This window comes from Bartonella capreoli (genome assembly GCF_902813205.1).
Taxonomy (GTDB): Bacteria; Pseudomonadota; Alphaproteobacteria; order Rhizobiales; family Rhizobiaceae; genus Bartonella; species Bartonella schoenbuchensis.
On the sequence record NZ_CADDZX010000001.1, the window covers coordinates 75,354 to 87,106 of the forward strand.

An 11,753-nucleotide genomic window follows, 5' to 3' on the forward strand; every position below is an offset into this window, starting at 1 on the left:
CACAAAGTTTTGATATATAAAAAGCACACAGTTTTTAAAGTTATCGAAACACAACGAAAAGATGATAACAAGCGATAATCCTTAAAGAATAAAACGTGAAAGATCGACATCAGCCGCCAGATCACCTATAGATTGTTTGACATAAGCAGCATCAACTTTAAATGAAGTACCAGCTTTATCAGGCGCTGTAAAAGAAATTTCATCTAGAACACGTTCCATCACTGTTTGCAATCGACGTGCCCCAATATTTTCAATCCTTGCGTTTAAATCAACAGCAATATCAGCCAAAGCATCAATTGCATCATCTGTAATTTCTAAATGAACCTCTTCTGTCGCCATTAAAGCAATATATTGCTTAATCAAACTTGCTTCAGGTTCGGTAAGAATACGCCGTAAATCTTCCCTTGTTAAAGCATTTAACTCTACACGTATAGGCAAACGACCTTGAAGCTCTGGCAACAAATCAGATGGCTTGGACACATGAAACGCACCAGAAGCAATAAAAAGAATATGATCCGTTTTTATCTGCCCATATTTAGTAGCAACTGTTGTTCCCTCAACTAAAGGCAAAAGATCCCGCTGAACCCCTTCACGTGAAACAGTAGCACCTGCTCCACCGTCTCTGGTTGCAATCTTATCAATCTCATCAATGAAAACAATTCCATCATTTTCAGCCACACGCAATGCTTCTTGAATAATTTGATCCTGATCAAGAAGTTTTTCAGATTCATCATCAATTAATGGTTTAAAAGCATCCCGCACAGTTGTTTTGCGGATTTTTGTACGAGTCCCCATTTTGCCAAAAATATCTGATAGACTCATAATACCCATTTGTGCACCAGGCATACCAGGAATATCAAAGGTAGGAGTACCGTTACTGCTATTATCGGCTACTTCAATCTCAATTTCTTTTTCATCTAATTCACCTTCGCGTAATTTTTTACGAAAACTATCACGTGTAGCAGGACTTGCCGTTTTGCCAACAAGGGCATCTAAAACCCGCTCTTCAGCATTCATATGGGCTTTAGCTTTCACCTCATCCCGCCTTTTTTCGCGTACAAGAGAAATTGCTATTTCAACAAGATCACGAATAATTTGTTCAACATCACGCCCAACATAACCAACTTCGGTAAATTTAGTGGCTTCTACTTTAACAAAAGGCGCACCAGCAAGTTTTGCCAATCGACGTGCTATTCCTGTTTTACCAACACCTGTCGGCCCTATCATTAAAATATTTTTTGGCATAACTTCTTCACGCATTTGTCCTTCAAGTTGTTGCCGACGCCACCGATTACGCAAAGCAATAGCAACAGAACGCTTAGCGTCTTTTTGACCAATAATAAAACGATCAAGTTCAGAAACAGTTTCGCGAGGAGAAAATACAACACACATTCAAATAGCTTTCTCTAAAGAATTATAACTCTGTATCCAATGTTTCAATTGTGAAATTGCCATTGGTATAAACACAAATTTCAGCGGCAATGCTCATCGCCTTACACGCAATAGCTTTTGCATCCAAATCCGTATCTATGAGTGCCCGCGCAGCCGATAAAGCAAAATTGCCCCCAGAACCAATTGCCATGATTCCATCTTCTGGTTCTAATACATCTCCAAGACCTGTTAAAGCCAAAGTTACTTTTTTATCAGCCACAAGCATCATTGCTTCAAGACGACGCAAATAGCGGTCAGTTCGCCAGTCTTTTGCAAGCTCTACACACGCACGCATAAGCTGATCAGGATACTGTTCAAGCTTAATTTCCAATCTTTCTAACAATGTGAAAGCATCCGCTGTAGCGCCTGCAAAACCAGCAATAACCGTTCCACCCTTCCCAAGACGACGCACTTTACGTGCATTACCTTTCATAATGGTTTGCCCAAGTGAAACCTGACCATCACCAGCCATAACTACTTTATCACCCTTTCGTACAGTAACAATAGTTGTACCATACATTCTATCAGACTTATGTTCTGTCATTAAGAAAACTCCTTAATATTGCTTCCCTTTATCAGACATAAAATGCAACTATCTATCTCTTTATTTAAGAACATATATTGCAAAACACAACGACTGAGCTTAACTCAATTATTTAAATAAGAAAATGATACCGTTGCTGCCAACTTAAATTATTGTTAAATAACTTTCACATGTAATCTGCATTTTTAAAAGGGCAAACTATGAAAAAAATAGCCATAGGAACATTGGGTGGCACTATTGCAATGGCGCCCGATAGTTTTGGGAAAATGCAACCAACTTTAACTTCAGATATCCTTATAAAAAGTGTTCCTGATTTAAAAAATATTGCCGATATTTATGCTCAAACATTAACACAATTACCAAGCGGATCTTTATCTTTTAAAATTCTTTTTGAAACAATAGAATGGGCAACACAGCAAATTGCAGCAGGTGCCGATGGTATTGTCTTAACACAAGGTACTGATACACTAGAAGAAACAGCTTTTTTTCTTTCCCTTTACTGGAATAAAGTTGAACCACTTGTTATAACTGGCGCTATGCGTCTGCCCTGTAATGCAGGTGCTGATGGGCCGGCTAATCTTTTAGCCGCAACCCGCGTTGCTGCTGATCAACAAAGTCGTAACAGAGGTGTCTTGGTTGTAATCAACGATACTATTCATTCACCCTACTGGGTGCAGAAAAGCCATACTGTCAAGGTTGAAACATTTCAGTCAGATTTAGCAGGTGTTTTAGGAACCATTTTGGAAGGAAAACTTATTTATTTCAATGATCGAAATTTCTTCCCTACAACTTTTACCTTTCCCAAAAATGATGATCACCAAGTTGCACTCCTGCACTCCTCTCTTTCATCTGATACAAACTTAATGAAATTCTGTCTTGAAAGTGGACATTATGCAGGCCTTGTTATAGCTGGTTTTGGTGCAGGTCATTGCTCTTTTCAAGAAGCAGACATTATACGACAATACGCCAAGAAAATTCCAATTATCATCGCAAGCCGTTCTTATAATGGCTCAACAGCTAAAACAACCTATGGTTATAAAGGTTCAGAAATCGATATGATCGCTTCTGGCGCCTTAATGTCAGGTTATTTATCCGCAGTGAAAGCACGTTTACTTTTATGGGCTTTTTTGGCACAAGGTCTATCACGAGAACAAATTAATATGTATTGGAATGATTGGACTATAAGTTGAGCAAACCCGTTGATTATCTTAAATGAAGAGAATATGCACAATAAAATATTTCTGACAATAAAGCGCCCTATCTTTTCATACTCAAACATTGCTATTGCAAAAAAAGCAATCCAGCAAAAATCCTTGGCTGGTAAAAAATGATTGATATCAATCTGTCAAAAACCAATCAAGGAGATGATCTGATCAACTACATTTCTGGCCCTTATTCTCCTTATAGTGTCTTTACCGCACAAGAATGGTCACAGTTTCGTGCAGATACACCACTTACTTTAACCTTTGATGAAATTAAGCGTCTACGATCAATTGGCGATCCTATTGATCTTGAAGAAGTACAACGCATTTATCTCTCGTTGTCGCGTTTGTTATCATGCCACGTTGAAGCAGTGCAAAAACTCTTCCAAAAACGACAACAATTTTTGTACCAAGAAGACACAATAAAAACTCCTTTTATTATTGGAATTTCCGGTTCTGTTGCAGTAGGAAAATCAACCACTGCACGCATCCTTCAAGAACTTTTGAAGCGCTGGACATCCAGCTTTAAAGTCGACCTAGTGACAACTGATGGTTTTCTCTATCCTAATGCCGTATTACAGAAGAAAAATCGTATGAATCGTAAAGGTTTTCCTGATTCTTATGATATTAAAAAATTGCTGAGCTTTCTTTCTGCTATAAAAGCTGGTATCGGTAATGTCAGCGTGCCACTTTATTCACACATGACCTACGATGTTTTAGAAAATAAAGAAGCTATCATTGACCACCCTGATATTTTAATCGTTGAAGGTGTTAATGTTCTTCAGATCAGTAATTTTCTCAATGATAAAAAAATTATGCCTTTTGTTTCAGATTTTTTTGATTTTTCAATCTATGTAGACGCTGAAACAGAAATGATTCGCCATTGGTATCTAGATCGTTTCAAGCGTTTATGTAAAACAGCGTTTCAAAACCCTGAATCTTATTTTCATCGTTATGCGCTCTTAAGTGAAGAAGAAGCCTTTAAAATTGCTGAAAATCTTTGGCGTACGATTAACTTAAAAAATTTACAGGAAAATATATTGCCAACACGGCCACGAGCTAACCTTATTCTACGGAAAGGAAGAAACCATTTAGTCGAATATGTCGCACTTCGAAAACTATAAGGATCAAATAGATATGCTTCAACACCAAATTAATTTCACTTCAACACGTGCTGACAATAGCTGCCCTATTATTTTAGTGTGCAAAAAAAATTGTGCTGACTTACCTTTTGATGCATCAACAACCAAATGGATGAAAGTCAATAATTTTACTGGAAAAGCAGGGCAAATATTATTTGTTCCTCATGAAACAGGACAACTAAAAAAAGTTTTATTTGGAATTGGCAATGGTGAAGAACCTTTTATCACAGGGCTTCTTGCCAAACATCTGCCCGCCGGCCATTGGCATCTACAAGGATCAGCCGCAAATGAAATAAATACTTATTTAGGATTAGCATTAGGAAGCTATCAATTTAACCGTTATCTCCAAAATCCTTCTTTCAAATCATTATCGATTCATGTTCATGACACAATTGATCTTAATGAACTCAAACGAATTTATGAGACAGTCTTTTTTGTTCGTGATCTTATCAACACTCCAGCCAATGACATGACCCCTGATACTCTGGAGACCACAACCTACCAACTAGGGCAAACTTATAATGCTCACGTCAAAAGCATTTGTGGAGACGAACTCCTTACACAAAACTTTCCAATGATTCACGCCGTAGGGCGGGCAAGCAATATTGCACCACGACTTATTGAACTACAATGGGGGCAGGAAAATCATCCTAAAATAACATTAGTTGGTAAAGGCGTGACCTTTGACACTGGGGGATTAGACATTAAATCAGCCAACAACATGCTGTTAATGAAAAAAGATATGAGTGGTAGTGCACATGTCTTAGGCTTAGCTAAGCTTATTATGGATGCACAATTACCCTTCCGTTTACAGGTTCTAATTCCAGCCGTCGAAAATGCAGTTTCGGGTAACGCCTTTCGGCCAGGTGACATTTTAAAAAGTCGAAAAGGACTAAGCGTTGAAATTGGCAATACAGATGCTGAAGGCCGACTTATTCTTGCCGATGCATTAACCTATGGTGATGAAAACAAACCTCAATTCATGCTTTGTATGGCTAGTTTAACAGGGGCTGCTGGCATAGCATTAGGTCCAGATCTTCCTGCATTTTATTGTAATGACTCATCATGGGCACAAAAAATTTCTCAAGCTGCCAACTGTGTTAGTGATCCTCTTTGGCAAATGCCACTCTGGCAACCTTATAAGGAAAAATTATCATCACCGATTGCTGATCTCAATAATGTGACTCAGGATAATTTAGCTGGTTCTATAACTGCTGCCTTATTTCTCAACTCTTTTGTTGAAAAAACCCAACATTTTGCTCATTTTGATCTTTATGGGTGGATACAAAAAGAAAAACCAGGTTATCCTACTGGTGGTAGTGCACAAGTTATTCGTGCCCTTTATCATCTTTTCAAAGACCAAAGTTAACATAGATGATACATAAAGATCCACGATTATATCCATTCAGAAATGATCTTGCAGATCAGCACATTATAAAAGAAATGACAGCTCAACGCCCTATTCAAGGAGAAAAAAAACGCGTTAATACAGCAGTTGCCGGTTTGTTTAAGGATAAAAGTCAAAAAAGCGAAAGGCAAACTGAATGTCTTTTTGGAGAAGAACTTTTAATCTTTGAACAAGGAGAAACCATGTCATGGGGGCAATCACTCAAAGACAACTATGTGGGTTATATTGATACAAAAATTCTTTGTACACCAACTATAAAACAAACTCATATCGTTTCAGTGCCGCGTAGCTTTCAATATTTACAGGCTGACTTACGTGGACCAATAGAAAGTGCCTTATCCATGGGAAGCAAAGTAAGTGTCGTTGATGAAATTGAGACACGAAATACAATGTATTCTATCCTTGAAAATGGAAAAGTTATTGTTTCTTGTCACCTTAAGCCCATTGAATATATCTATGAAGATTACGTTACAGTTGCGCAAACTCTTGTCGGCACACCTTATCTTTGGGGTGGTGTCAGTGGTTTTGGTATTGATTGTTCGGGATTGGTCCAACTTTCTATGATGATGACCGGTCAAATGGTTTTACGAGATACCGATATGCAACAGAAAACCATAGGAAAACAATTAACAGACGATGAAAATCTTCAACGAGGTGATTTGATTTTTTGGAAAGGCCATGTTGCTATTATGGTCGATCACCAAAATATCATTCACGCAAATGGCAAATCTATGGATGTTATGATCGAACCATTAGAAGAAGCTGTCGCATATTTTGCTAAGAAAAATCAGTATCTCATAGCAAAACGTCGACCAATCCAGAAAATATAACATACGCTCTCTCATATGAGAGAGTTTAAAAAATACAACAACGCAATTATTATTTATCATATGTAGAAAATAATAATTTGATTTTATATACTTATTAATGCAGAGCTGAATTCCACACTTACTTTTTTAAACATATAAATTTACCACCTGTTATAAGGCTTTTCATTTACGCACTTTAACTAAAACATTTCCGTTTATAATTTTGCACGTATTTTCCTCATAAGATAGCTTATGCATAAACATTAAAACATTGAAAAATGACTTTTTATTATTGTATATTATAAATTGTATCATTTAATCAAATGAATGGCAAAAAGTTCGTTTATATATTGCTTTATTAAAAGAAGAAATTTACTTTAATGTTATGATGAATCTTTATTTATTGTACATCTATATTTTCAATATGTTTTTAGTATTTTCCACTAATTTTATCATAATTTCTCAATTAATTTAAACCTCTTTAACTAAACATATGCCATATTAAATAAGTCTCAGACCTATTTTCCAAATGTTAAATTACAAAGCGTAGAATAAGAAAAAGGTTGAAAAATGAAAAATTCTATTTGGTTTCGATTTTCAACATTCCTATCATGTATATTAATAACAGGAGAATTTTTATTTGGTTCTCTTGTTCCTTCGTACGCACAAGCACCCAATCAAAATTTTGGTCCAAGTGGTTTACCACTTCCACGATTTGCGTCGATTAAGCCTGCGCGTGTTAATGTACGCGTGGGACCAGGAAGTAATTATCCTATTATCTACACCTATCAAAAGCAGGGCTTACCTATTGAAATTATTCAAGAATATGATCAATGGCGCAAAATTCGTGATGCTGAAGGAGACGAAGGGTGGGTCTATCAATCGCTTTTATCGGGAAAACGAACTGCTATAACTATTCCGTGGCAAAAAGATAAAACAAAAAGACTTATGGTACGCCAAACCCCAACAGATAATGCAAAACTTTTAGCAGAAGTAGAACCCAATATTATCGGTAATATCCGTCAATGTGACGGGCATTGGTGTGAACTAGATATTCGTAACATTCGCGGATGGTTTCATCAAACCCAATTATGGGGAATTTATCCTGATGAAAAAATCAAAAATTAATGATTTTTCAGTTTTTGAACTTAATTTTTACGTATTAAACTGTTTAATTCCTAATATCAGACTAAATTTTGGGTTTTAATCGAATGATTAAATCAACATGTGAAATTTCCATCCCCTCCGGCGGTTTAGGCAAATTTTCAATGATAGGAGCCCCTTTTAAATTACAAGGAATATCAAGAATACGATTCTCACCTTCAATGTAGAAATGGTAATGATCAGATGTATTCGTATCAAACCAAGTTTTTGAACCTTCTACAGCAATAATTCGTAATAAACCAGCTTCCGTAAATTGATGAAGTGTATTATAAACTGTCGCTAAAGATACAGGAACATTTGATTTAACCGCCTCTTCATAAAGCTCTTCAGCCGCAATATGGCGATTACCTTGAAAAAAAATCATTTTGGCGAGCTCTAATCGCTGGCGTGTTGTCCGCAAACCATTTTGGCGTAAATGCTTTTCTAATTCAGGTAAGGAATAATAATTCACAACTCTCTCACGAACTATTTCTCTTTATAAATCCTAAATTGTTTATGTTTATTGACGCAATATAAGCTGCATTACATTTATATTCAAGTAAGGTTGACATTCAGGAAAATGAGGAAGATAAAATATAAATTCTTGATTTTATCAAAAATAGCTTTTCATAATAAAAATATATAAAAAAGGCCTTTAATCATATAAAATCATTTCCTTCTCCCTCAAATTTGCTTTAAAAATAAGTTGAAAAAGCACAATGAAATATACGGAGATAAATGGAGTAACAATGACTGAACAAAAGTCTCGCTACACTTATGAAGAGCTCCTAAGCTGTGCTCGCGGTGAAATGTTTGGTAAAGGTAATGCGCAATTACCTGCACCTCCAATGTTAATGATTCACCGAATCACCCAAATTAGTGAAACTGGTGGTGAATATAATAAAGGAGTAGTTCGTGCGGAATTTGACATCACTCCAGATCTATGGTTTTTCGATTGTCATTTTATCGGTGACCCTGTCATGCCAGGATGTCTTGGTTTAGATGGACTATGGCAATTAACAGGTTTTTTCCTTGGTTGGTTAGGTGAACCAGGAAAAGGGCGTGCTATATCGACAGGCGAAACAAAATTATCAGGTATGGTTACTCCGCAAACTCAACTGCTTGAATATGAAATCAATTTTAAACGTATTCGACGTGGGAATTTGGTCTTAGGAATAGCAGATGGATGGGTGAAGGCAGATGGAAAATCCATTTACAAAGCCAATGATTTACGCGTTGCTTTATTTAAAGAAGACTAACATTATTCCATCAGAAAAAACATTTTGTTGTGCTCTAATGAACTAAGGAGGTATGAATGCGTCGAGTTGTTGTAACCGGAATGGGAATTATCTCCTCAATTGGAAACGGACTTCAAGCTGTTTTAACGAGTTTGCGTGAAGCAAAATCAGGAATTTCTTATGCACCAGAATATGCTGAATTAGGCTTTCGTAGCAGAGTTTATGCCAAACCAAATGTAAATATAGAAGAATTGGTTGATCGACGAGCTATGCGTTTTCATGGTCATGGAACAGCATGGAATCATATTGCTATGGATCAAGCAATAGCTGATGCAGGTTTAGAACCTAGTGAAGTATCAAATGAACACACTGGTATTATTATGGGTTCTGGAGGACCCTCCACTCGTTCAATCGTTGAAGCTGCCGATATTACACGTCAGAAAGGCCCTAAACGTGTTGGACCTTTTGTGGTACCCAAAGCGATGAGTTCTACAGCAGCAGCAACTCTTGCAACTTTCTTTAAAATTAAAGGAGTAAACTATTCGATCTCTTCAGCTTGTGCTACATCCAATCATTGCATTGGTAATGCTTATGAGATGATACAATACGGCAAACAAAATCGCATTTTTGCGGGAGGTTGTGAAGATTTAGATTGGACGTTATCTGTTTTATTTGATGCCATGGGTGCTATGTCTAGTAAATATAATGACACACCAGAAAAAGCTTCACGTGCGTATGATATCAATCGTGATGGATTTGTTATTGCTGGTGGCGCTGGTGTTTTGGTTCTTGAAGAGTTAGAAGTAGCCAAAGCACGTGGCGCAAAAATCTATGGTGAAATTGTTGGTTATGGTGCTACATCTGATGGACATGATATGGTTTCTCCATCTGGTGAAGGAGCAGAAAGATGCATGCGCATGGCGCTTGCAACCGTAAAAAATAAAATTGATTACATCAATCCCCATGCAACAGCAACACCCATTGGTGATCCCCCTGAAATAGAAGCAATCCGCCAGATCTTTGGGACAGGTGATCAATGCCCACCAATTTCTGCTACAAAATCTTTAACAGGTCATTCTTTAGGTGCAGCAGGTGTTCAAGAAGCAATCTATACATTGTTAATGATGAATCATAATTTTATTTGTGAGAGTGCTCATATTGAAGAACTTGATCCCGCTTTTGCCGATATGCCGATTGTCCGTAAACGCCGTGATCATCAAGAATTAAATACTGTATTATCAAATACATTTGGTTTTGGAGGTACCAATGCAACGCTTGTTTTCCAACGTTATACGTAAATGATGATTCTTAACTGATTGACAATGGCACGATCTTACGGAGAAATAATATGAAAGGTTTGATGGAGGGCAAGCGTGGCCTCATTATGGGGATTGCGAATGATCATTCAATTGCTTGGGGCATTGCATGTCAATTAGCAAAAGAAGGAGCTGAACTCGCGTTGACTTATCAAGGAGATGCTTTTGGAAAACGCGTTCAACCGCTTGCAAAAAAACTTGGCTGCAAATTATTACTTGAGTGTGACGTTGAAAAAATTGAAAATGTTGACCAAGTTTTTGAATATTTAAAAAAAGAGTGGGGATCAATTGATTTCGTTGTCCATGCCATTGGTTATTCAGATAAAACACAATTAAAAGGGCGTTATGTCGATGTTACAACTCGCGAGAATTTTACTCGCACAATGGTAATTTCAGCTTATTCTTTTACGGAAATCGCTCAACGCGCGGGTAAGCTCATGCCCAATGGTGGAACACTTTTAACACTCACTTATGGAGCTTCACAGCAAGTTGTTCCTAACTACAATATCATGGGCGTTGCTAAAGCAGCCTTAGAAGCTATGGTGCGTTATTTAGCTGCAGATTTTGGTCCTCAAAATATCCGTGTCAATGCAATTTCAGCTGGTCCTGTTAGAACCTTAGCTGGTAATGGCATTGCAGCTGCAAGAGCAATCTTTTCATATCAACGTCGCAATGCACCACTCCGCCGCACTGTAAACATTAATGAGATTGGGAAATCTGCTCTTTATTTGCTTTCTGATTTATCATCAGGTGTTACTGGAGAAATTCACTATGTTGATTCAGGATACAACATTATGTCCATGCCAACACTTGAAGAACTAAAACAAAGTGAAGAAACTCAAGGAGAATAATGGTTTAGACATTAGAAAAAAGTAGAAAAACTTATTCAATAATTCTTACGAATTCTTGCCAAAATATTTAAGCCTATAAATTTTTAAGAGAATGATTCCTTTTACTATAGAATCATTCTCTTTCTCTTTTACAATGAAAGCATTCTAATCATTAAAAGACGATGAATCTCTCAACGCTGGTTCTTCCGGCTCTTGTGCACTTGACGCCGGTTCCTGCATACCTTGCACTGGTTCTTCCGGCTCCTGTATACCTGATGCTGGTTCCTCCTGCTCTTGTATACTTGATGCAGGCTCTTCTGGTTCAGTTACATTCATTTCTAACACTTCTGGCACAATAATACGTCCTGAACCACCCATCATATTATAATTCAAATGAGAAATAGCCCACCACGTTCCTCCAATAATAATGAAAACGCATATAGCCGCAAACCATAAGGTTATCCAGTTCCACTTAGCGTCTGGACCAGAATTCAAGTGCAAAAAGAAAACAATCTGTACAACAATCTGGATCAGTGCCATACCAATGAGATAAATAACTTTTGTACTAACCGCCCAACTGTCCAACATCCCATACATTACAGGAATAAAAGAACCTAAAGTAAAAAAAACAGCCAGAATAAAACCAACCAAATAAGAGATAGTACTTGGATTATGTGCTTTGTCATGCAT

At 37.2% G+C, this 11,753-nt stretch carries 11 protein-coding genes and 1 pseudogene; 8 read left to right on the top strand and 4 right to left on the bottom strand.

The window, feature by feature from the left end; translation table 11 throughout:
* Nucleotides 1–81: 81 nt before the first annotated feature.
* Nucleotides 82–1,392 carry an ATP-dependent protease ATPase subunit HslU gene (gene hslU, locus J7R05_RS00320; protein ID WP_208540710.1) on the bottom strand — a complete coding sequence of 437 codons (1,311 nt, stop codon included), beginning with the start codon at nt 1,390–1,392 and terminating at the stop codon, nt 82–84.
* Nucleotides 1,393–1,975, bottom strand: a pseudogene (gene hslV, locus J7R05_RS00325) (ATP-dependent protease subunit HslV).
* Between the two features lie 200 nt (nt 1,976–2,175).
* Between hslV and J7R05_RS00330 the strand changes: the two are divergent.
* The 5 genes from J7R05_RS00330 to J7R05_RS00350 all read left to right on the top strand — a co-directional run bounded on the left by J7R05_RS00330 (nt 2,176) and on the right by J7R05_RS00350 (nt 7,664).
* On the top strand, nt 2,176–3,165 hold the full coding sequence (locus J7R05_RS00330) for an asparaginase (protein WP_208540711.1): 990 nt from the start codon (nt 2,176–2,178) through the stop codon (nt 3,163–3,165).
* Nucleotides 3,166–3,302: 137 nt separating this feature from the next.
* Entirely contained in the window at nt 3,303–4,301 is a 999-nt protein-coding gene (coaA, locus tag J7R05_RS00335; protein WP_425490145.1) for a type I pantothenate kinase, read from the top strand.
* Between the two features lie 13 nt (nt 4,302–4,314).
* Entirely contained in the window at nt 4,315–5,688 is a 1,374-nt protein-coding gene (locus J7R05_RS00340; protein WP_208540712.1) for a leucyl aminopeptidase family protein, read from the top strand.
* 5 nt (nt 5,689–5,693) lie between these two features.
* Nucleotides 5,694–6,557 carry a C40 family peptidase gene (locus J7R05_RS00345; RefSeq protein ID WP_208540713.1) on the top strand — a complete coding sequence of 288 codons (864 nt, stop codon included), beginning with the start codon at nt 5,694–5,696 and terminating at the stop codon, nt 6,555–6,557.
* 549 nt (nt 6,558–7,106) lie between these two features.
* Nucleotides 7,107–7,664, top strand: a complete 558-nt coding sequence (locus J7R05_RS00350; protein WP_208540714.1) for an SH3 domain-containing protein — start codon at nt 7,107–7,109, stop codon at nt 7,662–7,664.
* A 61-nt stretch (nt 7,665–7,725) separates the two neighbouring features.
* On the opposite strand, the gene irrA is transcribed toward J7R05_RS00350, so the two are convergent.
* Nucleotides 7,726–8,169: an iron response transcriptional regulator IrrA gene (gene irrA / locus J7R05_RS00355; RefSeq protein WP_349770590.1), complete on the bottom strand. Its 444-nt coding sequence runs from the start codon at nt 8,167–8,169 to the stop codon at nt 7,726–7,728.
* Nucleotides 8,170–8,428: 259 nt separating this feature from the next.
* On the opposite strand from irrA, the gene fabA reads away from it, so the two are divergent.
* Genes fabA through fabI form a run of 3 tightly spaced genes read left to right on the top strand, consistent with a single transcriptional unit; the run spans nt 8,429 to nt 11,084 of the window.
* Complete coding sequence (gene fabA / locus J7R05_RS00360; protein WP_208540716.1) at nt 8,429–8,938, top strand: 3-hydroxyacyl-[acyl-carrier-protein] dehydratase FabA; 510 nt, start codon at nt 8,429–8,431, stop codon at nt 8,936–8,938.
* 56 nt (nt 8,939–8,994) lie between these two features.
* Nucleotides 8,995–10,215 (top strand): beta-ketoacyl-ACP synthase I, encoded by a 1,221-nt coding sequence (gene fabB, locus J7R05_RS00365; protein ID WP_208540717.1) that lies wholly within the window; start codon nt 8,995–8,997, stop codon nt 10,213–10,215.
* 50 nt (nt 10,216–10,265) lie between these two features.
* A complete protein-coding gene (gene fabI, locus J7R05_RS00370; protein ID WP_208540718.1) occupies nt 10,266–11,084 on the top strand; it encodes an enoyl-ACP reductase FabI in 819 nt (272 codons plus the stop codon).
* A 144-nt stretch (nt 11,085–11,228) separates the two neighbouring features.
* Here fabI and cyoD read toward each other — a convergent pair whose 3' ends face one another.
* Complete coding sequence (gene cyoD / locus J7R05_RS00375) at nt 11,229–11,753, bottom strand: cytochrome o ubiquinol oxidase subunit IV (RefSeq protein ID WP_246468180.1); 525 nt, start codon at nt 11,751–11,753, stop codon at nt 11,229–11,231.

Excerpts from the sequence above, each read along its gene's own strand:
- J7R05_RS00330 (WP_208540711.1), top strand. The coding sequence starts at position 2,176 with ATGAAAAAAATAGCCATAGGAACATTGGGTGGCACTATTGCAATGGCG.
- fabI (WP_208540718.1), top strand. The coding sequence starts at position 10,266 with ATGAAAGGTTTGATGGAGGGCAAGCGTGGCCTCATTATGGGGATTGCG.
- J7R05_RS00340 (WP_208540712.1), top strand. The coding sequence starts at position 4,315 with ATGCTTCAACACCAAATTAATTTCACTTCAACACGTGCTGACAATAGC.
- cyoD (WP_246468180.1), bottom strand. The coding sequence starts at position 11,753 with ATGCATGACAAAGCACATAATCCAAGTACTATCTCTTATTTGGTTGGT.
- hslU (WP_208540710.1), bottom strand. The coding sequence starts at position 1,392 with ATGTGTGTTGTATTTTCTCCTCGCGAAACTGTTTCTGAACTTGATCGT.
- J7R05_RS00350 (WP_208540714.1), top strand. The coding sequence starts at position 7,107 with ATGAAAAATTCTATTTGGTTTCGATTTTCAACATTCCTATCATGTATA.
- fabA (WP_208540716.1), top strand. The coding sequence starts at position 8,429 with ATGACTGAACAAAAGTCTCGCTACACTTATGAAGAGCTCCTAAGCTGT.
- J7R05_RS00345 (WP_208540713.1), top strand. The coding sequence starts at position 5,694 with ATGATACATAAAGATCCACGATTATATCCATTCAGAAATGATCTTGCA.
- coaA (WP_425490145.1), top strand. The coding sequence starts at position 3,303 with ATGATTGATATCAATCTGTCAAAAACCAATCAAGGAGATGATCTGATC.
- fabB (WP_208540717.1), top strand. The coding sequence starts at position 8,995 with ATGCGTCGAGTTGTTGTAACCGGAATGGGAATTATCTCCTCAATTGGA.